This window comes from Paenibacillus sp. FSL P4-0113 (genome assembly GCF_038009305.1).
GTDB lineage: Bacteria > Bacillota > Bacilli > Paenibacillales > Paenibacillaceae > Paenibacillus > Paenibacillus polymyxa_D.
In genome coordinates, this window is sequence record NZ_JBBPAZ010000001.1 from 233,077 (window position 1) to 256,731 (window position 23,655).

General features: G+C 44.4%; 22 protein-coding genes. 16 read left to right on the forward strand and 6 right to left on the reverse strand.

Annotated elements, in window-relative coordinates; genetic code table 11:
• The first annotated feature begins 135 nt into the window (after window positions 1–135).
• The 8 genes from MKX46_RS01060 (at window position 136) to MKX46_RS01095 (ending at window position 5,061) form a co-directional block, all read left to right on the forward strand.
• Complete coding sequence (locus MKX46_RS01060; RefSeq protein ID WP_039273487.1) at window positions 136–843, forward strand: metal ABC transporter ATP-binding protein; 708 nt, start codon at window positions 136–138, stop codon at window positions 841–843.
• Window positions 789–1,637: a metal ABC transporter permease gene (locus MKX46_RS01065; protein ID WP_029519163.1), complete on the forward strand. Its 849-nt coding sequence runs from the start codon at window positions 789–791 to the stop codon at window positions 1,635–1,637. The genes MKX46_RS01060 and MKX46_RS01065 overlap by 55 nt, the downstream gene beginning before the upstream one ends.
• Before the next feature lie 54 nt (window positions 1,638–1,691).
• Window positions 1,692–2,681, forward strand: a complete 990-nt coding sequence (locus tag MKX46_RS01070) for a metal ABC transporter substrate-binding protein (RefSeq protein ID WP_029519164.1) — start codon at window positions 1,692–1,694, stop codon at window positions 2,679–2,681.
• Window positions 2,682–3,014: 333 nt separating this feature from the next.
• Complete coding sequence (locus MKX46_RS01075; RefSeq protein WP_029519165.1) at window positions 3,015–3,377, forward strand: response regulator; 363 nt, start codon at window positions 3,015–3,017, stop codon at window positions 3,375–3,377.
• An 85-nt stretch (window positions 3,378–3,462) separates the two neighbouring features.
• Window positions 3,463–3,951 carry a hypothetical protein gene (locus tag MKX46_RS01080; RefSeq protein WP_029519166.1) on the forward strand — a complete coding sequence of 163 codons (489 nt, stop codon included), beginning with the start codon at window positions 3,463–3,465 and terminating at the stop codon, window positions 3,949–3,951.
• Window positions 3,952–4,055: 104 nt separating this feature from the next.
• Complete coding sequence (locus tag MKX46_RS01085) at window positions 4,056–4,250, forward strand: hypothetical protein (protein ID WP_318626562.1); 195 nt, start codon at window positions 4,056–4,058, stop codon at window positions 4,248–4,250.
• 12 nt (window positions 4,251–4,262) lie between these two features.
• A complete protein-coding gene (locus MKX46_RS01090) occupies window positions 4,263–4,598 on the forward strand; it encodes a YolD-like family protein (RefSeq protein ID WP_029519167.1) in 336 nt (111 codons plus the stop codon).
• 121 nt (window positions 4,599–4,719) lie between these two features.
• Entirely contained in the window at window positions 4,720–5,061 is a 342-nt protein-coding gene (locus tag MKX46_RS01095; RefSeq protein WP_069010190.1) for a cupin domain-containing protein, read from the forward strand.
• A 61-nt stretch (window positions 5,062–5,122) separates the two neighbouring features.
• Here the strand turns inward: MKX46_RS01095 and MKX46_RS01100 are convergent, their stop codons facing one another.
• The 5 genes from MKX46_RS01100 to MKX46_RS01120 form a co-directional block, all read right to left on the reverse strand.
• A complete protein-coding gene (locus MKX46_RS01100) occupies window positions 5,123–5,992 on the reverse strand; it encodes an aminoglycoside 6-adenylyltransferase (protein WP_069010189.1) in 870 nt (289 codons plus the stop codon).
• Window positions 5,993–6,254: 262 nt separating this feature from the next.
• Complete coding sequence (locus MKX46_RS01105; RefSeq protein WP_069010188.1) at window positions 6,255–6,704, reverse strand: DUF5301 domain-containing protein; 450 nt, start codon at window positions 6,702–6,704, stop codon at window positions 6,255–6,257.
• 37 nt (window positions 6,705–6,741) lie between these two features.
• Window positions 6,742–7,575, reverse strand: a complete 834-nt coding sequence (locus tag MKX46_RS01110; RefSeq protein WP_069010187.1) for a class I SAM-dependent methyltransferase — start codon at window positions 7,573–7,575, stop codon at window positions 6,742–6,744.
• A gap of 156 nt (window positions 7,576–7,731) precedes the next feature.
• Entirely contained in the window at window positions 7,732–8,613 is an 882-nt protein-coding gene (gene hslO, locus MKX46_RS01115) for an Hsp33 family molecular chaperone HslO (protein ID WP_341070780.1), read from the reverse strand.
• A gap of 31 nt (window positions 8,614–8,644) precedes the next feature.
• Window positions 8,645–9,121: an Rrf2 family transcriptional regulator gene (locus MKX46_RS01120; RefSeq protein WP_080658677.1), complete on the reverse strand. Its 477-nt coding sequence runs from the start codon at window positions 9,119–9,121 to the stop codon at window positions 8,645–8,647.
• Between the two features lie 244 nt (window positions 9,122–9,365).
• Here MKX46_RS01120 and MKX46_RS01125 point away from each other — a divergent pair, with 244 nt between their 5' ends.
• The 4 genes from MKX46_RS01125 (at window position 9,366) to MKX46_RS01140 (ending at window position 16,687) form a co-directional block, all read left to right on the forward strand.
• Complete coding sequence (locus MKX46_RS01125; RefSeq protein WP_069010185.1) at window positions 9,366–10,379, forward strand: LLM class flavin-dependent oxidoreductase; 1,014 nt, start codon at window positions 9,366–9,368, stop codon at window positions 10,377–10,379.
• Between the two features lie 1,000 nt (window positions 10,380–11,379).
• Window positions 11,380–12,456, forward strand: coding sequence for a glycosyltransferase (locus MKX46_RS01130; protein ID WP_080658678.1), 1,077 nt, complete (start codon window positions 11,380–11,382; stop codon window positions 12,454–12,456).
• Window positions 12,457–12,973: 517 nt separating this feature from the next.
• A complete protein-coding gene (locus tag MKX46_RS01135) occupies window positions 12,974–13,327 on the forward strand; it encodes a hypothetical protein (protein WP_341070781.1) in 354 nt (117 codons plus the stop codon).
• Window positions 13,328–13,840: 513 nt separating this feature from the next.
• Entirely contained in the window at window positions 13,841–16,687 is a 2,847-nt protein-coding gene (locus MKX46_RS01140; protein WP_341070782.1) for a hypothetical protein, read from the forward strand.
• 130 nt (window positions 16,688–16,817) lie between these two features.
• On the opposite strand, the gene MKX46_RS01145 is transcribed toward MKX46_RS01140, so the two are convergent.
• Entirely contained in the window at window positions 16,818–18,347 is a 1,530-nt protein-coding gene (locus MKX46_RS01145; protein WP_069012380.1) for a glycosyltransferase, read from the reverse strand.
• Window positions 18,348–18,583: 236 nt separating this feature from the next.
• Here MKX46_RS01145 and MKX46_RS01150 point away from each other — a divergent pair, with 236 nt between their 5' ends.
• The 4 genes from MKX46_RS01150 (at window position 18,584) to MKX46_RS01165 (ending at window position 23,620) form a co-directional block, all read left to right on the forward strand.
• Window positions 18,584–19,450: a glycosyltransferase family 2 protein gene (locus MKX46_RS01150; protein WP_029518455.1), complete on the forward strand. Its 867-nt coding sequence runs from the start codon at window positions 18,584–18,586 to the stop codon at window positions 19,448–19,450.
• A gap of 34 nt (window positions 19,451–19,484) precedes the next feature.
• On the forward strand, window positions 19,485–20,624 hold the full coding sequence (locus MKX46_RS01155) for a DegT/DnrJ/EryC1/StrS family aminotransferase (RefSeq protein ID WP_029518454.1): 1,140 nt from the start codon (window positions 19,485–19,487) through the stop codon (window positions 20,622–20,624).
• The gene (locus MKX46_RS01160) at window positions 20,621–21,262 is read left to right on the forward strand and encodes an acetyltransferase (RefSeq protein WP_039275128.1); all 642 of its coding nucleotides are present in this window, start codon (window positions 20,621–20,623) and stop codon (window positions 21,260–21,262) included. The genes MKX46_RS01155 and MKX46_RS01160 overlap by 4 nt, the downstream gene beginning before the upstream one ends.
• A gap of 288 nt (window positions 21,263–21,550) precedes the next feature.
• Window positions 21,551–23,620, forward strand: a complete 2,070-nt coding sequence (locus MKX46_RS01165; RefSeq protein ID WP_341070783.1) for a bifunctional aldolase/short-chain dehydrogenase — start codon at window positions 21,551–21,553, stop codon at window positions 23,618–23,620.
• Window positions 23,621–23,655 lie beyond the last annotated feature (35 nt).

The window sequence follows — 23,655 nt, forward strand, 5'->3', positions numbered from 1 at the left end:
ACGCCTATTTTTTTATTACCAAATCGTAATAATTACGATAGATGGTTTAATGATCATAAACGACCTGGAGAATCTGCGCAAAGGATGATTGCTCAGATGGCTCCAGGCTTTTTAAAGGAAAAGGAGATTTGCGTCATGTTATTGGCCTCATTGGAACAGGTCACATTTGGCTACGGAGATGTTCCTAACTTGGTGGATGCCAATGTTGAAATTTTTTCGGGAGAATTTGTAGCCATTACCGGACCGAATGGTGCTTCCAAGTCAACCATGCTCAAACTGTTGCTCGGCTTGCTTCAGCCTTGGAAGGGCAAGGTGTTCATGTCTAATCGTACAGGTGAAGGCAAAAAGCTCGTTGTTGGATTTGTATCCCAACAAATTGCCGCCTTCAATGGCGGATTTCCAAGTACGATTTTGGAATTTGTCCGTTCAGGAAGATATACTCATGGCTCTTGGTTACGCCGTATGCGGTCTGAGGATCATGATCTGACGGAGCAGGCGCTGCGTCAGGTAGGCATGTGGGATTTGCGTCACCGTAAAATCGGCGAATTGTCCGGTGGACAGAAGCAGCGTATTTGTGTGGCAAGAGCGCTCGCTCAGGAATCGGATTTGCTCATTTTGGATGAGCCTACGACCGGAATGGATCAGGAAAGCCGCTACCACTTCTACGATCTGATGAATCAACAGGTTAAGGAATATGGAAGAACCGTGGTCATGGTGACCCATGGACTATCGGAAGTGCAACATTATCTGGATCGAATTATTGAGCTTGAGAGGAAGGAAGATGGCGGATGGAAATGCTGCACTACGACTTCATGCAGCGGGCATTTTGTGCCGGTGGGGTAATTGCACTGCTGGCCTCGGTGCTTGGAGTATACCTGATGCTACGGCGTCAGGCTCTCATGGCGGACATGCTATCGCATGTATCGCTGGCAGGGGTGGCAGCAGGTGCCTATTTAGGTATTAACCCGACGATAACCGGATTTATTGTTGCCGTAATCGGCGCGATTATCGTTGAGTACGTCCGCAGGTCTTATAAAACATATAGTGAGATATCTGTGGCTATTATTATGGTAGGTGGCCTCTCGACGGCCGTTATTTTAATGAATCTGAATCAGAGCATCAACAAAGGATTTTCCGCTTATTTATTTGGTTCGGTAGTAGCTGTCAATCAGACAGAGCTGATGTTGATGATCGTTGTGGCTGTCATCGGAGGTATTTTCTTTTTCGTGTTTCGGCGCCCTTTGTATCAGATTACTTTTGATGAAGAAACGGCGAAGACCAACGGTCTTCCTGTCAAGTCCATCTCATTTGCATTTAGTATTTTAACAGGGATGATTGTAGCTGCTGCAATGCCGATTGTCGGTGTGCTGCTTGTCTCCTCACTCATCGTGCTCCCTGCAGCGCTGGCGATTCGAATTGCACCGAGCTTCGCGGCAGCCATCTGGATATCTATGGTCACTGCATTGATCGGCGTATTTATGGGTTTAACGGCATCGTATGAACTTAGTACACCCCCAGGGGGGACAATTGCCATGGTGCTGTTATTATTCCTGATTGTAGGAGCTGGTATACAAAAGCTGGTCCGCAAGCTGGGCAAGCAACAGGCTTCGCGACGGCAGAATGCGGCAGGTCAGTGAGTGTAATTACAGTGAGAATAACTAAAAAATCTAATGGATAAAGGAGTAATGAATATGAATACATGGTTCAAAAAATCATTTGTATTGTCTGCGGGACTAGCACTTATTTTGTCTGGCTGCGGAGCCAAATCTGATAATACAGCTACAAACGCTTCCCAAACCGAGCCGAATGCGGCACAAACAGCAGACAAGCTGAATGTGGTCACCACTTTTTATCCAATGTATGAATTTACCAAGCAAGTTGCTGGAGACCATGCTAACGTAACCGCGTTGATTCCAGCTGGTGCCGAGCCGCATGACTGGGAACCGAGCGCCAAAGATATGGCACAGGTAAAGGATGCTGACGTGTTTGTTTATAACGGTATCGTCGAAGGCTGGGCAGAACAGGCTTTGAGTAGCGCGTCCAACGATAAGCGTGTTGTAGTTGAAGCGAGCAAAGGGTTAAACCTGATGGAAGGCACCGCTGAGGAGGAAGAAGGAGAAGAAGCACATGCAGAGGAAGGCCATGATCACGATCATGTGATGGACCCTCATGTATGGCTTAATCCAGTCTTGGCCCAAAAAGAAGTGGAGTCCATTGAAGCAGGGCTTGTAGCAGCCGATCCAGCAAACAAAGCTGATTATGAGAAAAACGCTGATGCTTATATCGCCAAGCTGAAAGAGCTGGATACCGAGTTCAAAACAGGTCTGAAAGATGTAAAACGTAAAGACTTTATTACGCAGCATGCTGCTTTTGGTTATTTAGCTAAGCAATATGGTCTGACCCAAGTACCCATTGCCGGATTATCTCCAGAGCAAGAGCCTACACCGGACAAGCTGGCGGGTATTATCAAATTCGCTAAAGAAAATAATGTTAAAACGATTTTCTTCGAAACTCTTGTTGATCCGAAGGTCGCTGAGACCGTAGCTACTGAAATCGGTTCAAAAACCGATGTACTGAATCCGCTCGAAGGATTGACGGATGAAGACAAACAGAAGAACCTGGATTACCTTGGTGTGATGAAAAACAATCTGGAGGCTTTGAAAAAAGCTCTGAATGAATAAGAAATGCTAAACGAATAAGTTTATAAACTGAGGTCGGAATGATACCGACCTCAGTTTTTTTTATAACTATCCAAGAAGATTGTGCTTTTATGGCTAGTGCTCAAGATACAGTAGATATATAGTCCTTTGTAATTTGCTTTTCAGAAATGATTTACGTCATTGTGAAACGTTTTTTTGAAAACTAATTCTGTAGTAGCTAGTTTCAAATTTCTTTTATAATTCATTGGTAGCGTTTTTATTTTTACAGATTCTTTCTATTAATATTACCAGTTTATTCACCGATATTGAAGTTTGGGCGTGCATATCATTTGACAACGGATTGGAGAGATTAATTTGGCAGCAGTTATAGTAGTGGATGATTCTTTGTTTATGCGTTCTGTGCTTAAAGATATTCTTTTGGATTTAGGTCACGCTGTTATTGCGGAAGCAGAAAACGGGTATGATGCTGTTTTGAAATACGCACACTTTCGTCCCGATTTAATCACCATGGATATTAATATGCCTAAGATGGACGGGCTTGAGGCTGTTAAAAAGATCATAGAACTTGATCCCCAAGCCAACATTTTGATGTGTTCTGCTTTGGGGCAGCAGGAAGCGATTATAAAAGCATTTCAGGCAGGTGCAAAAGACTTTATTGTTAAGCCATTTGAGATGGAAAGGGTCGTGAATGCAGTCACAAAATTGCTTGATAGTTAATGAATCAAGATTTTTAATACATAATTATTGAACATGTAGAAGCAGGAATTCCATGCTTATTTTCACGAATATGGAGATGAATAGGATGAGCAATCGAGTGTTGTCTCAAAAAGTATTTATAGACGAACTGATCGCTACGATCAAAAAAGGAGGGCTTGTCCCTGTAAATTATGAACAACTCGTCAGCGAACAAAGAGAAAGAATGGATGCTCTTAACAATGAACTCACCCTTCGAATTGAGGGCTTAGAGACAGATTTGATCTCTGCTTCGACATATTCCATTCCTTTTGCCAATGGCGAAATTATGTTTCTTGCTCGCTATATTGTACTCATTGGGGATCATACCGAGGGATACTTTGTGTTCTATCGAGCAGAAGACTGTGAAAGCCCAGAGGAATATCAGTTTTTAACAAGCTCTTATCAACTTCCCCATTTATTACTTGAATTATCTCTTTCTTTAAAAGAACATGGTACTAATGAGCCGCTTGATATTCTCACTTATTGGAATGGCCCTGTCCATCCTCTGAAAGATTTGAATAAAGAAGATATTAAGCTATCCACTTATGAATTTTAATTCCCTTGAGAGAGTCAAATCCCTCAGGGGATTTTTTTACATTGATAATCAAACACATGTTCGCATATAATACAAACAAACGTTCTGATAAGGAGTGAAGGATCATGTTGGAAAAATACGTGGGGCAGATCGTGGAAATCGTGTATTTGGATCGGAAGGGCAAACTGTCTCATCGGCGTATTGAGGTGCATCGTGTGCAGAATGGCTTGATACGAGCCACCTGTTTACAGACAGGCCAGCCACGTGTTTTTCGATTAGATCATGTATTAGCATGGCATCCGGTAATTAGAACAGCTTAGGAGGGTCTTGCAATGGGGAAAAAGCTTGAAGGAAATGGCATATGGGAAAGCTCGCGCATGATTTTGCCTGAGCATCGGGAGGCATATTTAAGACTGATGAAGGAGCAAGGAAGGCGCGGCAAGCCGACACTGGACGATCAGGAAATGCAGCAGATTGAACAGGCCATCATCGTATCCTATAACGAACGTAAGCCTATTACGCTAAAAGTGTTCAATCCATTTGATGATGAGGAGCTGCGTGGACTGGTCACGGTGATTAATACAAGTCGGCGAGAAGTGAAGCTGTCCCGTGGGGAAGAGGATTTTAGCTGGATTAAGTTGGAGGAAATTATCGAGGCGGATATATAAAAACAGTCTGACTAAGTCGGAGTGTTTTTTACATTTGTCCCGCCGTTTTTTAAAATAAGATTGTAGCTCTATGAATCCATATTTAAAATGAAACTGTAATTGCAAAAAGGAGGAGTTCAATATGAAAATAAGTAAAAATAATGCTGAACATTATATATGGGGAGATCAATGTGATGGTTGGCGCTTAGTGAAAAATAAGGATTTGAGTATTATTCATGAGCGGATGCCCGGAAATACTCATGAGGTCAGACATTATCATCATCATGCACGCCAATTTTTCTTTATTTTATCAGGTACAGCGGTACTTGAAGTGGATGGTGAACAAATCCAATTAGGATCTCAGGAAGGGTGTGAGGTTCCTCCTATGGTACCTCATCAAATGTTTAATGAAACGAATGAGGATGTTGAATTTTTGGTTATCTCTCAGCCTGCGAGCAGAGGCGATCGGGTTCTGACCGAATAACTTAGAGTATAAAAATAAAACCAGCCTAGCACATATAAATCAAGTGCCGACTGGTTTTTTATCAATAAATGTCCTTAGCATCTGCTGGGAGAGCTTTTACGCGATGGAGATAGTTCGTAACACGTTGATCGTCCAGAGTCGGATATTCGTAACCATAATGGTTCGCTACTTCCAAGGCAACTTCTCTAAATAAATTTCCCATGATCAAAAGAGACTGCCACATATGTTCATAATCTGCATCCGCAAACGTTTGAATGTAGAGCGTCCAAAGTCGAGGCTCAAGATGGTTCTCGAAATATTTTCCCTGCTTTCCCGGATCTGCCGCGAAGTCGGTTCGTATACCAATATGCCATTCCAGCATCAAGTGAAGCGCATCCCTTACAGGCCGATCTAGCATAAATTTGGCATAGGGCAGCTCCTGTCGCCATAATCCTTTAGCTACATAAGTACTGACCCACCAGAACTCTTTGCAGGAATTCGCATAGACTTGGGCAGTTGGAGGTATCGTCTTATAATCTTGAAGACTTGGCGGTGGGAAAGGCTCCACCAGTCCATCTTTATCCAGCAGCAGTACACTTAAGCTGTCTCGGGTCCAATTGACGATGTTATTCGCAGGGTAGAGTGTAAGATCTATGCGATTGCCGTCCGTAAATAACATGAGAAAAACAAAGCGATCATGGGGCGTCGAAGTAGGTTCCATATGCTCATCGGGCGTCTGCATAATGATCAATTCACCAAAGTGGTTGATCCAGTGACGTTCCTGAATAAAGCTGTCCATGGAAGATACGAGAAAGACGATATCATAATCCTGAAAAATGTCCCGTGGAGCATGTGGATTGGCGCGTGAACCATTCAGAATCACGGCACGCACCCGTTCGTCCGCTTGAGCGAATTGAAGAATAGTATGAAGCATTTCATGTTCACTTCTCATTACAGCTGTCTCCACAAGCGGTATCGAAAGGAAAAAAACGTAGACAAGACAGCAGTAGAAATAAAGGCTACCAGTTCAAGGATCATCAAGAAAAACAACCTCCTGTAAGTTATTTTATCTGGGAAAAGTCTCCTATCCTTACAATAGTCTATACACAGAAGCCATTTCAAAAGCTTATGAGAGGAAGTCCGGATAATAAAGCCTTCTTTAAAGAAATCAACATATTGCTTCAAGAAATTCTATGACCTACATATCTGGTGGCCTATTTGAATAGTTTACGAATGGACTCTATATCATAATCACTCGTAATTTTATAGGAAGTGACTTTATTTTTCGTTTTGGTTTCATCATATATTTCTATATAGTTTTGGTCATACAGGGTGATTCCAAATAAGTCCCTTTCGTTTTCGTGATCTACGAAAATACTGAGCATGTATGCAGAATTAAGACCTTTATCTAATACACTGGATTTTCTTAATTTCATTTCAGCAAGAGCATTAAGAATACTTTGAATTTCATTTTTGTCTTTTACCAATTGGTCTGTATAGTCTGGCGATTTACTAATGAGAATAGTATTAATCTTGGCTGTATCCATGCGATCCAAAACGACTTTTCTAAAAGAGGTATCCAGATTTACGATATAAATCATTCCGATTATAGCTGCAATCAGAATGATTGCAGACTTAACGATGTAACGTTTACGTCTTCTCATAGGCTACATCTCTCCTTAGTTGTAGAGGTGATGAGCTTCAAGACTTGGTACCGACTGCAAGCATATGCGGGCTCATACCGATCACAGATTCCTGCTCTTCAACCTGCCGTGCTATATCCAGCAAACGGCTGCGATGGGAAGGAAACGCCCACTTTTCCTCAAATCCGGGTGCAATCCAGACTGGACCTTCCACGCCCAGTACACGAGGCTTCGGCAATCCAGCCGCCTGCCAATCTGCACGCAAGGTATCCGGTGTATGAAAGTAGGAGCGCGCGATAAAAGAGGGGTAAGCAACAGGGCGCACATGCTGACCATCTGTTAGCTCCTGTCTGACCATATCCATGAACGCATCTTCCTCCACAATGGTGTTGCACTCACCGTACACGGATAGTCCCCACAGTAGCGAGCCAAACCTGGAAATAGCTGAAGTAATTAGCGTTCCCCCTTTTTTTAAGACGCGTGCCGCTTCTTGGAGTGCTTTTACTCGTTCCTTCTGTTCCGTTAAATGATATAAAGGTCCCATCAATAGCACGATGTCCGCGCTTTCATCTTTACGATCGAGATTTCTGGCATCCGTAGTTTCCAGCTTGCTGATGATGGGTTTATTCAGTTGCTGCTGACGAGCGAATTCAATGGCTTGGGAAGATAGATCAAATAGATGAACTTCGTATCCCAGCTCCGCCAGCCACGAGGAGTAGACCCCTACACCGCCGCCGATATCGTAAATAACATGAGTAGACTCTCTGAGATAACGTGAAATGATTTCCTTTGATCTTTCTAGCTCTATTTTTCCGATACCTCGCTCTAACCTGCCTATTTCTGCACCGCCATCATAATAAGCCCAAATTTCATGTGTATCTTTCTCGAGCATAGTGCACCTCATCTCAACTGATTGGAATAATATAACATTATCACTTACATCATGAACAAGTCTACCGTGTTTAGGATAAAGAAACCCTCGGAAGTATTGGAAAAGAAAAAAGCTGCTCCCAGTAGCTAAACCTACTTTTTTGGGAACAGCTCTTATTTAAATGGTGTTTGTTTCCAGCATGCCTTCGAGATCTTCTTTGGTGAGATGGTAGTGTGCGTTACAAAAGTGGCAATGAGCTTCAGCCTGTCCATCGGTATGGATCATATCTTCTATTTCTTTATTTCCTAAGCTGATAATGGCATTGGTAACGCGCTCTTCTGAGCAGGGACAATGAAATTGTACAGGCATGGTTTCCAGTATATTCAGGTTGCCTTCTCCCAAAGTCTGACCCAGAATCTGCTCTGGTGTAAGACCTTCCATAACCATTGCGGAGATGCTTGGAATGCTCTTAATGCGTCGCTCGATAAAACTGATAACCTCTTCCTGCGTATCTGGCATCAGCTGAATAATGAAACCTCCAGCCGCCTGAATAGAGTTATCCGGGTTAACAATAACTCCCGCTCCTACAGAAGAGGGGATTTGTTCGGATTGGACGAGATAAGATGTGAAATCCTCGCCCAACTCACCCGATATGAGAGGGATTTGTCCAACAAACGGGTGTTTTAAGCCGATATCTTTGGATACAATGAGCGCTCCATCTGTTCCTACAGCTCTGGCGACATCTAATTTCCCTATCTGATTAAGCTCGAAATGGGTTTGTGGATTTTTTACATAACCCCTAACTTCACCTTTGGAGTTGGTATCGACAAGAATAGTGCCGATAGGTCCGCCACCGTTGATTCTGATCGTCAGTTTATCCTCATCTTTAAGCATGGCTCCCAGCATGACGCCGACCGTCATAGAACGTCCTAATGCAGCCGATGCTGTGGGCCAGGTATAATGACGCCGTTGGGCTTCACTTACCGTTTCCGTTGTTCTCACGGCATAAGCCCGTACCTGATTATTGTAGGCAAGAGCTTTTACTAAGTAATCGTTCATGTTCATGTTCCTCTCTGATAATTAGTGTTCTTTACAAGACCATTTTTTCCTGAATCCAGTTTTCCAAAGAAGTAATTTTGGCATCATATCCTTCTTTAAAAAAGTCAGCGGATAGTGACGCGATGGTTTCCCTTTTCAGAACGGCCTTCCAGGAGGCTTCCGCTTCTTCCATCAAATTTGTCAGTAAACAACACTGATCGTCTTTCTTTAATTCAAGCATTTCGTTGTATATACCACTGGAAGAATAAAGGGTTTGTTGTCCCTCAATCGCTAGGTAAATATCAAATACCCGTATATCCTCAGGTTTTTTCTTTAATTTGAACCCGCCCTTGACACCAGGTACAGAAGTAATCAAATCGGAGCTAACCAATTTTCGTAACAGTTTATGAAAATAAGTAGGTGAAGCACCTAACTGCTGGCTAATGGCCTCCCCAGGTAAAACAGCTTTGTCCGGCAGCATCGTGAGTAGAAGAAGAGCGTAGACAGATTGTTCGACACCTGTTTTCATATGCACTAGCAATCACCTCAATATTTATAACCAGGCTAATGTGGATAACCATTATCCACATATTTGCATAATAGATGAGCTTATCATAAAAGTAAACTGATTTTTGATAAAAACTAAAAATTTAAATCATTTGCAATTCATAACGGGACACATTATTATAATTGACGTATCAATTGATAGGTCAAAGAATTAAGGCGTTGAGGGAAATACGTATAATAATATATTGACAGGGGGTTTATATATAATGACTACGCGGAACGTTGCACTATCTATATTAGATCTTGCACCTGTCATTGAAGGCGGCACTCCTGCCGATTCCTTCCGCGACACGGTGGATCTTGCCCAGCATGCAGAACAATGGGGGTACCATCGGTACTGGCTAACGGAGCATCATAACATGCAGGCAGTTGCTAGTGCAGCTACGTCCGTGATCATCGGGCATGTAGCTGCACATACAAACAAGATTCGGGTCGGTTCAGGCGGTATTATGCTGGCGAACCATGCTCCCCTCATGATTGCGGAGCAGTTTGGAACATTAGAGTCGCTCTATCCGGGACGAATTGATCTGGGACTTGGCCGTGCTCCAGGCACGGATCAACCCGCGATGAGGGCACTGCGGCGAAGGCTTCATAGTACTGGGGAAGATTTCCCCGAGCAATTGAATGAGCTGCGTTCTTACCTGAATCCAGCGCTAAGCGGAGCAGTTCCGGGAGTAAGAGCGGTTCCTGGAGAAGGGCTGGACATTCCCATCTGGTTACTGGGATCAAGCGGATTCAGCGCACAGCTGGCAGGTCAGCTTGGGTTGCCGTTCGCGTTCGCCAGCCACTTTGCCCCGGCTCATTTGCTACAGGCTTTAGAGTTGTATCATCGCAATTTTCGACCATCTAAAGCACTGGATAAGCCCTATGTGATGGTCGGTGTTAATGTGCTTGTTGCAGATTCTGATGAGGAAGCGAAAAGGCTCTTTACATCACAAGAACAACAGTTTCTAAATGTGCTGCGCGGGCACAGCGGAGGACTGAAGCCACCAGTTGATGACATGGAGAAACTCTGGAGTGAGCAGGAAAAGGAGGCGGTTCGTGGTAATATGCTGGGGTATTCAGCCATTGGCAGTCCTGACACCGTCAAGCAAAAGATAGATTGGATTATAGACCAGACTAGAGCCAATGAGCTGATTACAACCTCTCAGGTATATGACCATCAAGCGCGCCTGCGCTCGTATGAGCTGCTAGCCAAAGTAATGCGAACAGACGATTAGTTGGTCAAACCATAAGGCCGTGCTGAAAAAGGTTCTCATAACCTGATCTGGCATGGCCTTATTATATTTTAAAGCTTATATTTACGAATCAAATAGGTTGGGGTCCAGCTCCACGCGTGACAGTAGCTGTTGATTAGATAGCTGCCGTAGGGTGAAAAGGCTTTGTTATGGGGATCGTACAACTCTCAGAACGTGTCCGCTCCATTCTGATGGGAGGCATACTGCTTTACCTGCAGGGATGTTATAAAGCCACCCTTCAAAAACCAGTGAGAAGACGATTTGGAAAACTGCGGGACTAGGTAAGCTAAAAGACTTAGAAATCCCCACAATTTGTAAGAATTTCTCCATTTGGAGGGTTGCGAAAATGTTGGAAAAGCGAGTCTATTCAGACATGGAATGTTGTTGTAACATAAAGTTACGCACCTTTCTTGTTGGCATGGTTGATTTGACACTTCCATGATACCAAACAAGTAAGGTGTTTTTTGTCAATACGGAAAAATTTATTCGATTTTTCCTTACTCACTCAAGGGGTTAGGCTGATTTTCTAGGTGCGAAAGTTGAGTTAATAATTTGTTAGATATGATTGTTTGTTTACCCACAAAATTTAGACATTTATTCAGTCAATCGGTCCGATCAAACCTCAACCTAATCAGCGGATATGACGGTGCTTGGAATTCGTGTATTCGCAGCCGTTGTTCATCACAAAAAATTATTGTTCAAAAGATTGGTGGGATGAATTGAGCTAAAGAATTATATGATGAATGGTGAGAGTGGCGGCCGGAAGTCCAAACACTCCCAGCCTGACGAACCCGCCGTTCCTGCCACAGGATCACCTGCTTGCGAACCAGCGGAAGCCTTACAAATTTAAGAAGCTTTTCTAACCGTAGGAATGATTCAGCTATCCTGTACTAGAACATCGGCCATTGTAGCCACATATGTATACGGGAAACGCCTGTGGTGTACAGCTTTAGGGAGCAGCAACTTAAGAAAGGGTGAAAGTATGGAAATATTTAGTCAGCAAATTCAATCGCATACTAACCGGCGTCTTGCAGTAATTGATACGAAGTTTCCATGGAAGCTAAGTGGTTTTCGATATTGGGAGAACTTTAATATATTCGAGCAAAGGCCTGATACTTTGTTCTTTGCAACTGAACCTAATGATGATTATTTTCCTTCTAAAGTTTATCCTTTTTCTGATTTTATGAAAGTTGCAGTGTCTGAGGGGGTTACAGATGTATATTGTGTTTTCTTAAATTTAACACTTAGTTTGCTTGGGCATGGCTTTCTTCCGGATGGAAGTTATTTGCCAGGAGCAAATCCTAATCTAAATATTAAGCCATTCTTAGATGACCGAAATATTAATCTTCATGCTACCTTGTACCCTGGTGGCGGACTGGATCCATGGACAAAAAAAGAGTTTCTTTCCATTGCAGGACAGCATTGTTCGACCGTATTTACAAACATCAATGAAGTTATGGAATCGATTGTTGGAAGTATTTATTATCCCGTTGTGATTAATACCGACTTATATACATTCAAACAGAAGAAAGTTGAAATGCCTATACAGTTAACATTCTGTGCTTTTAATGCCATTAGAAAAGGTTTCCCCATTATGGCAGATGCATTTAATCGACTTACGGATGATTTTCATCTTAATCTAATTGGTGATTGGGAAGATCAATTACTTCTATTGAAAAATAAGAATTATACATTCTATGGCCTACTTTCCCCTGAAGAGTTAAAGTCAGTGTACGAAAGAACTCATATATTTCTAAATTGCAGTGTTCCGGATCGATTTGCTTTAGATGGTTTTCCAACTACGGCTGCCGTTGATGCGATATCGACAGGATGTGTACTTGTTACGACAAACCCCCGAAATGATAGATTTATTCTTGAGGAAGGAAAGGATTATTTTGAAGTTGAACCTAACGGGTACGCAATTTCTGAGAGGTTGTTTTGGATCCAGGATCACTTTGAAGAAGCGTTGATTGTTGGAAAAAATGGTTCTAATAAGATAAAAAGTAAATTTAATGCTAGTCAAATAGTGAAATCAAAGCTTGCTAACATATTTAAGTAATTTATAAATATTTGGGTTTTGACTATATTAACTCACGGTTTTCAGCTTTGAAGCAAGAGCTGCGAGAAGGGGATACCGCAAATCGATGGGGGTTTCATTATTTATGGAATGAGAAACAAAAGCAGGAACAATTTGAGGATTTAAAAAACAAATCTGTAAGAGTGTTGTAGCATGACGCAAGTGGTATTTGTAACAAGGATGAGGGCACCCCTTTCTCTTAGGGTGCTTTTTTTATGGTTTGGAATGATATAGGAAGGGGCAAATCTTTCATTTCCTTTCCTTGAGAGAGAATTAGGAGATTTCCAAAACTTGAGAACAACGAGTAGATTGAGGCTCGATCGGACCGAATGACAGAATAAATAATATCTTATTTTTTAATGGGTAAACAAACAATCATATCTAACAAATTATTAATATAATACATGGGAACTCCAGGTTCCTTTTCTATTTTCGTCCTAGTATTTTACTTGATTGCATGGAGTTATTGTTAATAACCAGTAAAGGAGGCGTTAACTTAATGGCAATATTAACAACTGGTCCTATTGAGAACAGTCCTGTTGGTGGGGTCAGGCCGATCCAACAGGTCACTGTTAAAATGGTAAACCGTGACTTAGTCAATTCTTCAACAATATTAATTCAGGAATTCATTTTAAATGGTTTACGAACATTACATGTACTAGAACAAATAGCTTTAGCCCCCAATGCAGTTGTTACGAGAAATTATCTAGCGAACTTCGACGCATATGAATTCGTTTTTACCACAAGCGGTTTGGCAGAAGAAAGTACTGATATTTCTGTTTGGGGAAAAAACGGGAGTGGTACAATCATTGGTGCTCGGCGTATTGTTGCGGATGAGCAGTTAGAGTCTTAAAACTCAACAAATGTACAGAGGTAAAGCCACAATCATATCACATGTTTTAGAAATAAAATAGAGGGAACATGATCTTGAGAAAGACCTCATTGTTTACAAGAAAAGCTTGCTTTTACTAGAAAGGAGGGAATATCTAAATGGCAGTATTATCTACTGGACCCATTGCAAACGATCCTGTTCTAGGAGTCAGACCCACCCAACTGGTCACAGTAAAAATAGATAACCGAGATTCTGTAAATTCTTCTACTGTTTTGATCGAGGGTTTTGTTTTAAACGGCAGTAGAACAGTATATGTACAACAACTAGTTGTAGTGGGACCAAATGCGGTTATAACTAGGAATTTCTTTGCAAATTTAGACGCATTTGAATTCGTGTTTACCACAAGCGGACCAGCAGTGAATGAAACTCAAATTTCTGTTTGGGGTAAAGATGCATTGGGGCAATTAGTACCTGCGCATCGGTTAGTATCTGATGAACTTTTAGGAACCGATCAAGGCGTCCAAGGACCTCAGGGTGTTCAGGGAGCCCAAGGCGACCAAGGACCTCAGGGTGTTCAGGGAGCCCAAGGCGACCAAGGACCTCAGGGTGTTCAGGGAGCCCAAGGCGACCAAGGACCTCAGGGCGTACAAGGTGACCAAGGACCACAGGGAGTTCAAGGCGTACAAGGTGATCAAGGACCTCAGGGCGTCCAAGGCGACCAAGGACCTCAGGGCGTTCAAGGCGACCAAGGACCACAGGGAGTTCAAGGAGTCCAAGGCGACCAAGGACCTCAAGGAGTTCAAGGAGCCCAAGGCGATCAAGGACCTCAAGGAGTTCAAGGAGCCCAAGGTGATCAAGGACCTCAAGGAGTCCAAGGCGACCAAGGACCTCAGGGTGTTCAAGGCGTGCAAGGCGACCAAGGACCTCAAGGAGTTCAAGGCGTGCAAGGTGACCAAGGACCTCAAGGAGTTCAAGGCGTGCAAGGCGACCAAGGACCTCAAGGAGCCCAAGGCGATCAAGGACCTCAAGGAGTTCAAGGCGACCAAGGACCTCAAGGAGTTCAAGGCGACCAAGGACCACAGGGAGTTCAAGGAGTCCAAGGCGACCAAGGACCTCAAGGAGTTCAAGGAGCCCAAGGCGATCAAGGACCTCAAGGAGTTCAAGGAGCCCAAGGTGATCAAGGACCTCAAGGCGTCCAAGGCGACCAAGGACCACAGGGTGTTCAAGGCGACCAAGGTGACCAAGGACCACAGGGTGTTCAAGGCGACCAAGGTGACCAAGGACCTCAGGGAGTCCAAGGCGATCAAGGACCTCAGGGCGTTCAAGGCGACCAAGGACCTCAGGGCGTACAAGGTGACCAAGGACCACAGGGAGTTCAAGGCGTACAAGGTGATCAAGGACCTCAGGGCGTCCAAGGCGACCAAGGACCACAGGGCGTTCAAGGCGACCAAGGACCTCAGGGTGTTCAAGGAGTTCAAGGCGACCAAGGACCACAGGGTGTTCAAGGAGTTCAAGGCGACCAAGGACCTCAGGGCGTACAAGGTGACCAAGGACCTCAGGGAGTTCAAGGCGTCCAAGGCGAACAAGGACCTCAAGGAGTTCAAGGCGTGCAAGGCGACCAAGGACCTCAAGGAGTCCAAGGCGATCAAGGACCTCAAGGAGTTCAAGGTGTTCAAGGCGACCAAGGACCACAGGGTGTTCAAGGAGTTCAAGGCGACCAAGGACCTCAGGGCGTACAAGGTGACCAAGGACCTCAGGGAGTTCAAGGCGTCCAAGGCGAACAAGGACCTCAAGGAGTTCAAGGACCTCAAGGAGTTCAAGGCGACCAAGGACCTCAGGGCGTACAAGGTGACCAAGGACCTCAGGGAGTTCAAGGCGTCCAAGGCGAACAAGGACCTCAAGGAGTTCAAGGACCTCAAGGAGTCCAAGGCGATCAAGGACCTCAGGGTGTTCAGGGCGTACAAGGCGACCAAGGACCTCAGGGAGTTCAAGGCGTGCAAGGTGACCAAGGACCTCAAGGCGTTCAAGGCGTGCAAGGCGACCAAGGACCTCAAGGTGTTCAAGGCGTCCAAGGTGACCAAGGACCTCAGGGTGTTCAAGGAGCCCAAGGCGACCAAGGACCTCAGGGTGTTCAAGGCGTGCAAGGCGACCAAGGACCTCAAGGACCACAAGGTGACCAAGGACCTCAAGGAGTTCAAGGCGTGCAAGGTGACCAAGGACCTCAAGGAGTTCAAGGCGTACAAGGTGACCAAGGACCTCAGGGTGTTCAGGGCGTCCAAGGCGACCAAGGACCTCAGGGTGTTCAAGGAGCCCAAGGCGACCAAGGACCTCAGGGTGTTCAGGGAACCCAAGGCGACCAAGGACCTCAAGGAGTTCAAGGCGTGCAAGGCGACCAAGGACCTCAGGGTGTTCAGGGCGTACAAGGCGACCAAGGACCTCAAGGAGTTCAAGGCGTCCAAGGTGACCAAGGACCTCAAGGAGTCCAAGGCGATCAAGGACCTCAAGGAGTTCAAGGCGTGCAAGGCGACCAAGGACCTCAAGGAGTCCAAGGCGATCAAGGACCTCAAGGAGTTCAAGGTGTTCAAGGCGACCAAGGACCACAGGGTGTTCAAGGAGTTCAAGGCGACCAAGGACCTCAGGGCGTACAAGGTGACCAAGGACCTCAGGGTGTTCAGGGCGTACAAGGTGACCAAGGACCTCAGGGAGTTCAAGGCGTACAAGGCGACCAAGGACCTCAGGGTGTTCAGGGCGTACAAGGTGACCAAGGACCTCAGGGAGTTCAAGGCGTACAAGGCGACCAAGGACCTCAGGGTGTTCAGGGCGACCAAGGACCTCAGGGTGTTCAGGGAGCCCAAGGAGACCAAGGACCTCAAGGAGTTCAAGGCGTGCAAGGCGACCAAGGACCTCAGGGTGTTCAGGGCGTTCAAGGTGACCAAGGACCTCAGGGTGTTCAGGGCGTACAAGGCGACCAAGGACCTCAAGGAGTTCAAGGCGTGCAAGGCGACCAAGGACCTCAGGGAGTTCAAGGTGACCAAGGACCACAGGGAGTTCAAGGTGATCAAGGACCTCAAGGAGTCCAAGGTGACCAAGGACCTCAAGGAGTTCAAGGAGACCAAGGACCTCAGGGTGTTCAGGGCGTACAAGGAGACCAAGGCCCTCAAGGAGTCCAAGGCGATCAGGGACCTCAAGGAGTCCAAGGCGATCAAGGCCCTCAGGGAGTTCAAGGCGTACAAGGAGACCAAGGACCTCAAGGAGTCCAAGGCGATCAAGGCCCTCAGGGTGTTCAAGGACCGCAAGGTGACCAAGGACCAGCTTAAGGTCAAGGTATATTTAGAGGACTCAAAAGTTATTTATAACTTTTGGGTTCTTTTTTTGTCTTAAGTTCATGTTTGCAGTCCTGCTGTAACAAAAAAAACCTTTGTCGAAGTCTCATGGAAATGATTCAGAGAGACTTCGACAAAGGTATTGGAAAATAATTGTTGGCTAATATTCTAATCAGCCTTGTTGTAATTTACGGCAACACAACCACTTTCTCTTTGCAGGACGCAATAAATTTTCCATATTGAATACAAGTTTCTAATGAATCATTTGGCTCCATAGGCCACCATCGTATGGCTCCCCTGGGAGCTTTGGAGGCATAGGTTTCGATTTCTGATGGAATTCGACCTACAACCACAATTTCGATCTCCCTAAAGTTGTTTTCAATGCCCTTTTGGAGCGTTTTAATTAATTGGGTGTGCTCTATTTCAGGACAGGAATGGGGGATAGGGAACAATATCGAGAATTTAGAAGTATCTTCTTGAATAACGTGAGCAGATTTCCGGGCAGGATCATCCGTAGAAGTCTCCCATATACGACGATAAGGCAATTGCTGTGGTAAATCGAGTTCTTTCAGTCTCATTTGTATCCTTTGAAAATAGCATCTATTTAGTTCCCCTACAAGAACCTGAATCTGCTTATTTCTTAGGAATGTAGTGTTATTCCCATGTTCGTTACGATATTGGATATATATCAAATCGGGGATGTTTGCAAATTTAGTGCAAAGAAACGTCCGGACCAGCATATCGTAATCATCTGCAACCAGTAGTTCATTGCGATGTCCCCCGATCAGATGATAACAGTCCCTTGTCCACGCACGGGGATGATTGGGTAAACCGACCAAATGTCGAATGGTTTTGCCATTAATGGTCGTATGTTTTTGTACATTTTGCCATCTGTTCATTTCATGCAGCCAGACTCGATAATGAACACTGTAGCCAAAGCCACAATCCCAGCCATACCAATGTGCATGATTGCTCCCTGCATACACTTCAGCACAATCCCCATAAACAAAGCCACAGTCAGGGTTTTGTTGAAATGCTTTGACGATTTTCTCCAGGCAGTCAGGAGTTAGCTCATCATCATGATCGACTTCTACCAAAATTTCCCCTGTACATAGACCTGCTGCAAACCTTTTGATAGCCCCTATATAACCATTGCGGGAATCCTGGCGATATCTCCGCACACGGTGATCCTCTAAAGGGAGTAAATACTCCTTGTACGTTTCATCTTCATCACCGGAATCATCCACGATTACCCATTCCCAGTTCTTGTAGGTCTGCTTCAATAAAGATTGATAAGGTCGTTGAATTTTTTCCTTTGATCTGTAGCTGGCAGTAAAGACGGATATTAAAGGTGTGTTTGAAGAAAAATGTGTAGGAGGAATCGTTCTATTCTCCGGAAGAGGATCTGTTGCCTTAAGCCAGCAGAAAAATAAATGCATAGGTTGAATTTCGTCAGGTGATTGGAAGTGTAACCAGCGTTTTTTTTCGTGACCAGGCAATGCTTTTAGTGCTGAAAATTCTCCCCACTCTTCTCCGATCGAGACGTAAACCCGAGGTTTTTGGAGGCTATTGTCTATAAGTGGCTGATCAGCCTCATACAAGTTTATTGTAATGTTATTTTCTTCCAATCTATCTATCAATTCTTTTACATGATCCTTTAAAACCTTCTTCGATACAAATAAATGAGTTGTCAGTAGCGGAGTGAAATTCAATGACATGATCATTCCCCTTTACCAGTTTCGAACATCAACGAGAGGGAGGTGCCGTTCAGACGTAAGCTATTGTTTTTATTGAAACAACCATTTTCCTGGCATCATTTTATTTCCCAGTAGTATATATGTATGTGTATGTGTTCGGGGATGTGAGAAAAATGCCAGCCCATATGAACATAGCGAATAAACCGTTTGAAACCTCCGTCGTAAACACCGAAGCATTAAAGAAAGGTGGAGTAAGTGTGGAATGCCCATTAGTAAGTGTAGTTATACCTGCATATAACCGGCCGCATACACTAAAAATCGCCATCGACAGTGTATTGGAACAAACTTACCCGAACATCGAAATTATTATCTGTGATGACAGTACAACGAATGAAGTACAAGAAATGATTGATTCTTATTTAGATTCTTTTCCCCAAGTTAAATATTATAAAAATGATAAAAATCTTTTTCTTGGAAATTGGCATAAATGTTTTGATTTGGCATCAGGTGAATATATCAATTACTTGATGGATGACGATATGTTTCATAAAGAAAAAATAGCAAGGATGCTCTATTTTTTTGAAAATTTTGAAAACATCACACTGGTTACCTCGTATCGGCAAACCATGAATGAATTAGGGGCTATTCTCCCACCGCTCTATGCAACGGAAAAGTTATACGAAGAAACAAGGATAATGGACGGAAGAATGTTGGCAAACGTTGCATTAACTCGTTGTTTAAATGTGATTGGTGAACCTACAACAGTGTTTTTCAAAAAAACAGATCTTATCGAACGGTTTGGAGTTTATAAAGGGAAACAGTATTCTCTTCTTAATGATTTAGCTTCCTGGTTGAACTTACTATCCAAAGGAAAAGCAGTTTATATTCCTGAAGCGCTAAGCTATTTTCGAATACATCCCAATCAAAATAATCAAACGCTTGGTCAAAATGCGTTCACGGAATGGTTAGATATTATGATTGCCTCGAGAGATGATGGATTTCTTGATACCAACGATTTGTTTAAAACTGCACTTCATTCTTATCATGAACGTATAAAAGGCCGTCCACAATTTGTTGCAGATATCAAGCGAATTGAAATGATATTAAAAACATTGGAATCCTAACTTGCTCATCCCATGTGCAAAGGAGGCTTGGCTTATGTTTGAAATTCCCTTCTTACGACCTAGTTTAGTAAAAAAGGAACGATTTATTGCTAATTTTGAGAAAATAGAAGAGACGCGAATTTACTCCAATTATGGCCCCTTAAATAACCTGTTTGAAGAGCGGGTCATTGCGCAAGTGTTTAATGGAATCGGTTCGGCTGTGACTGTTAGTAACGCTACCATCGGCTTGATTTTGGCTATCGCTCACAGCAAGCGACCACAGGGCAAATATGCAGTTATGCCAAGTTTTACTTTTGCTGCCACCCCACTTGCTGCTGAGTGGTGCGGGTTAGAACCCTATTTCCTTGACATTGAACCGGAGAATTGGCAAATGAATAGGGAGCAGTTAGAGCAGGCAGTCAAGCTGCTGGGAGATGAGATTGCGGTAATCGTTCCTTATGCCACTTTCGGTACAGCCATTGATTTGTCTGTATACAATAAGCTGCAGGAGCAAGGAATTCCGGTAGTCATTGATGCTGCTGCCAGTTTTGGGACTATATCTCCCGAGGAAGCCACCCATTTTGGTAAAGGCTTTGGAGGGGCCGTAGTATTCAGCTTTCATGCCACCAAATCTTTTGGTATCGGAGAGGGTGGATTGGTATACAGTTTGGACCAGGATCTCATTAAGCGAATTCGTCAGGCGGGGAATTTCGGTTTCTCCAGCAGCAGGGAGTCTGTCACCCAAGGTCTTAACAGTAAGATATCCGAGTATACCGCTGCTATCGCTTTAGCTACTCTCGATCACTTCAAAACTGTACGGGAGAATAGAAGGACGATCTACGAATATTATCTTCAAGAACTGCTCCAAGCAGACTTATTAGAACGAGGATGGTCTGTACAAAAAACACAAGGATCGGTTGTCCATCAATTTATCCCTATTCTTAGTCCGGATTCACACACGAATCAAGAGGTCGTTAAGTTATTAGCCTCTAATTCAATAGAAGCCAGAACCTATTTTTCTCCGGCGTGCCATCAGCAGAAGCAGTTCCAAAGTTATCCCCGGTCTACTCTTCATGTTACCGAGCATATTACCAAACATATTGTCAGCCTGCCCTTGTGGGAGGAACTGGATGAGATTATCGTTCGAAGAATTGTAAATGTTCTAAGAAGCTTGGGAAGAGAGACAGCCAGATGAGGAAACTCGTGATTTGGGGATCGGGCGGACATGCCAGGGAAATTAACTGGTTATGTGAAGAGTTAGGAGTTCGAGTGATAGGATTCTTAGACGAACGGCCTGAGACGAAAGGGCAGATCGTAAATGGGGTTCCTGTACTGGGGACGTTGACCGACATTAAAGCGTTAAAATATGAGGTGGAACTGATATGTGCGGGAGTGGGTGACCCAGCATTAAAGAAACGATTCGCTTATCATACAATTCAATCGGGATTTCGTATCGCAGCCCCGCTAATACATCCGCGTGTTCGTTTGTCTCGAAGAAACACCATTGGAGAGGGAAGTATGATCTTTGAAGGGGCTGTCCTGTCGGACAATATTAAGATCGGACAGCATGTGATTATCAATCGGAGTGTTAACGTGAGTCATGATGCGGTTATTGGCGATTATATAACCATAGCCCCTGGCGTGAATCTGGCAGGTAACGTAACCATAGATGAGGGGGCCTATATCGGCGTCGGTGTCTCGGTACGGGAGAGATGTCACATTGGTTGTTGGTCTATGATAGGTGGAGGTGCCTTTGTTAAAGATGATATACCCAGCTTTACCATGGCTGCAGGGGTACCAGCAGTCGTTAAAAAACGACTTGATATTCCCTGAGTAGTCTTTCTTTGGACGGAGCGTATTCGATTTGTAGTAATATGCTTGAATGAAGTGATTTACCTACCAAAAGGCCGTGCCGGAAAAGGTTCTCATAACCTGATCCCGGCGCGGCTTTTGATTAATGTACACAGATTACAGATGGATGAAAATTAAAATTTATTTTTGATTATTTTTGTATTACTTATTTTCAAATTAAAACAAAGGTGTTATAGTCTCCATAAACAAAGAATAACCACTGTAATAAAGCCTTTCAAAACTAAAACTAAACTTGGAGGTCTTTTTCCTATGGTACAAAGTCTGTGGATTTCTTCACAAGCGTCTGAGCAGAAAAGCATGCTGGAACAGCTCGTATACCGTTCTAACCTGATTGGTACAGAGAGGAGTGTGTGCAATTGGGGAGGCGGTAATACTTCGGCCAAAACGACGATACCAGATTTTCGCGGGCGTGAAGTAGAAGTGATGTACGTCAAGGGCAGCGGTTCCGATCTCGCAACAATGAAAACGCATAACTTCACAGGACTTCGTATGGAGGATATTCGTCCTTTATTTGAAAGAGAAGATATGTCTGACGAGGATATGGTCGCATATTTGGCGAACTGTATGATAGATGCCAAGCATCCACGGGCTTCAATTGAGACGCTATTACATGCTTTTCTGCCTTTTAGACATGTCGATCATACGCACCCGGACGCGATTATTAGCTTGTGCTGTGCGCACAACGGTAAGGAAATCGCTAAGGAAATTTTCGGTGACCGTTTTGTATGGGTGCCTTATATCCGTCCTGGATTTAAGCTGTCGAAAATGATTGCCCAAGGTGTACTCGATCATCCACAAGCTGAATTGGTATTGATGGAAAAGCATGGTCTGGTTACGTGGGGAGACACATCCGAAGCGGCTTATGCCAAAACGATCGATATCATCCAAGAAGCAGAAAGCTATATTAAAGCTCGTCAAGAGGAAAAGCAGGCGTTTGGAGGAACAAAATATAAAGCGCTTACTTATGAAGGACGCCGTAGCATTGCATCTCAAGTTATGCCGTCGATTCGGGGAGCGGTCAGTGATGAGAAAAAGATGATTTTAACCTTTGATGATGCGGAAGATGTGTTGGAGTTTGTGAACGGCCGGGATTCTGCTGCTTTATCCCAGGTCGGGGCTGCGTGCCCGGATCATCTGGTCCATACCAAGATGAAGCCACTCTATGTAGATTGGACACCGGATGTGGAGGATGTAGAGGGCTTGAAAGTTAAGCTTGCCGAGGGTATAGCAGCTTATAAGGAGCAGTATCAAGCTTATTTCGAGCGCAATCGGCTTGAAGGGGATGTTATGTTTGAGGCTGCGCCACGTGTAATTTTGGTTCCGGGTGTTGGTATGATCAACACAGGTAAAAGCTGGAGCAATGCGCAGGTAAGCGGTGCTCTGTACCATCGGGCTATCGCTGTCATGCAAGGGGCAACGACGTTAGGAGAGTTTGTTTCACTCAGTGAGAACGAGTCATATAACGTGGAATATTGGCCGCTGGAGCTTTATAAGCTGTCACTCGCGCCAGCAGAAGTTGAATTTTCCCGTAAAATTGCGTTCATTACAGGTGGTGCAGGCGGAATTGGCAGTGCAACCGCACGTCGTTTGGTGGATGAAGGCGCACATGTCGTACTGGCAGACCTGAATCTGGAAGGCGCGCAAAAGGTAGCCGCAGAGATCAATAGTAGCTACGGAGAAAACTGTGCCATTGCCGTAAAAATGGATGTGACGCAGGAGGAGCAAATTCAGGCTGCCTATGCAGAAACGGCATTGACCTATGGCGGTGTAGATATCATCGTCAACAATGCAGGCCTTGCTACATCCAGTCCGTTCGATGAAACATCGTTAAAGGAATGGAATTTAAATGTGAATGTGCTGGGAACGGGTTATTTTCTGGTTGCACGAGAAGCGTTCAAGCTCATGAAGGAGCAGACACTTGGCGGCAGTATGGTGTTCGTCGGCTCCAAAAACTCGGTCTACGCAGGTAAAAATGTAACGGCCTACAGCTCGGTCAAGGCGCTGGAAGCGCATTTAGCCCGATGTATTGCCGCAGAAGGTGGTGAATATGGTATCCGTGTGAACACCATTTTGCCGGATGCCATTCTGCAAGGCTCGGCAATCTGGAACTCCAACTGGCGTAATGAACGCGCCACTGCCTACGGCATTGAGCCAGACCAGCTGGAGGAGCATTACCGCAAACGGACGACGCTGCTGGTCAACATTTACCCGCAGGATATCGCCGAGGGCATTGCCTTTTTCGCCTCATCCAAGGCAGAGAAAACGACAGGTTGTATGCTGACCATCGACGGCGGCGTCCCCGCTGCCTTTACACGCTAGCCGAATTAAAATGAACCTGGGTAAGCGATAGACTC

What these genes read in the sequence shown, in the direction of transcription:
- MKX46_RS01060 (WP_039273487.1), top strand. Translation starts at nt 136, where the DNA reads ATGTTATTGGCCTCATTGGAACAGGTCACATTTGGCTACGGAGATGTT.
- MKX46_RS01065 (WP_029519163.1), top strand. Translation starts at nt 789, where the DNA reads ATGGAAATGCTGCACTACGACTTCATGCAGCGGGCATTTTGTGCCGGT.
- MKX46_RS01070 (WP_029519164.1), top strand. Translation starts at nt 1,692, where the DNA reads ATGAATACATGGTTCAAAAAATCATTTGTATTGTCTGCGGGACTAGCA.
- MKX46_RS01080 (WP_029519166.1), top strand. Translation starts at nt 3,463, where the DNA reads ATGAGCAATCGAGTGTTGTCTCAAAAAGTATTTATAGACGAACTGATC.
- MKX46_RS01085 (WP_318626562.1), top strand. Translation starts at nt 4,056, where the DNA reads ATGTTGGAAAAATACGTGGGGCAGATCGTGGAAATCGTGTATTTGGAT.
- MKX46_RS01090 (WP_029519167.1), top strand. Translation starts at nt 4,263, where the DNA reads ATGGGGAAAAAGCTTGAAGGAAATGGCATATGGGAAAGCTCGCGCATG.
- MKX46_RS01095 (WP_069010190.1), top strand. Translation starts at nt 4,720, where the DNA reads ATGAAAATAAGTAAAAATAATGCTGAACATTATATATGGGGAGATCAA.
- MKX46_RS01100 (WP_069010189.1), bottom strand. Translation starts at nt 5,992, where the DNA reads ATGAGAAGTGAACATGAAATGCTTCATACTATTCTTCAATTCGCTCAA.
- MKX46_RS01105 (WP_069010188.1), bottom strand. Translation starts at nt 6,704, where the DNA reads ATGAGAAGACGTAAACGTTACATCGTTAAGTCTGCAATCATTCTGATT.
- MKX46_RS01110 (WP_069010187.1), bottom strand. Translation starts at nt 7,575, where the DNA reads ATGCTCGAGAAAGATACACATGAAATTTGGGCTTATTATGATGGCGGT.
- hslO (WP_341070780.1), bottom strand. Translation starts at nt 8,613, where the DNA reads ATGAACGATTACTTAGTAAAAGCTCTTGCCTACAATAATCAGGTACGG.
- MKX46_RS01120 (WP_080658677.1), bottom strand. Translation starts at nt 9,121, where the DNA reads ATGAAAACAGGTGTCGAACAATCTGTCTACGCTCTTCTTCTACTCACG.
- MKX46_RS01125 (WP_069010185.1), top strand. Translation starts at nt 9,366, where the DNA reads ATGACTACGCGGAACGTTGCACTATCTATATTAGATCTTGCACCTGTC.
- MKX46_RS01130 (WP_080658678.1), top strand. Translation starts at nt 11,380, where the DNA reads ATGGAAATATTTAGTCAGCAAATTCAATCGCATACTAACCGGCGTCTT.
- MKX46_RS01135 (WP_341070781.1), top strand. Translation starts at nt 12,974, where the DNA reads ATGGCAATATTAACAACTGGTCCTATTGAGAACAGTCCTGTTGGTGGG.
- MKX46_RS01145 (WP_069012380.1), bottom strand. Translation starts at nt 18,347, where the DNA reads ATGTCATTGAATTTCACTCCGCTACTGACAACTCATTTATTTGTATCG.
- MKX46_RS01155 (WP_029518454.1), top strand. Translation starts at nt 19,485, where the DNA reads ATGTTTGAAATTCCCTTCTTACGACCTAGTTTAGTAAAAAAGGAACGA.
- MKX46_RS01160 (WP_039275128.1), top strand. Translation starts at nt 20,621, where the DNA reads ATGAGGAAACTCGTGATTTGGGGATCGGGCGGACATGCCAGGGAAATT.
- MKX46_RS01165 (WP_341070783.1), top strand. Translation starts at nt 21,551, where the DNA reads ATGGTACAAAGTCTGTGGATTTCTTCACAAGCGTCTGAGCAGAAAAGC.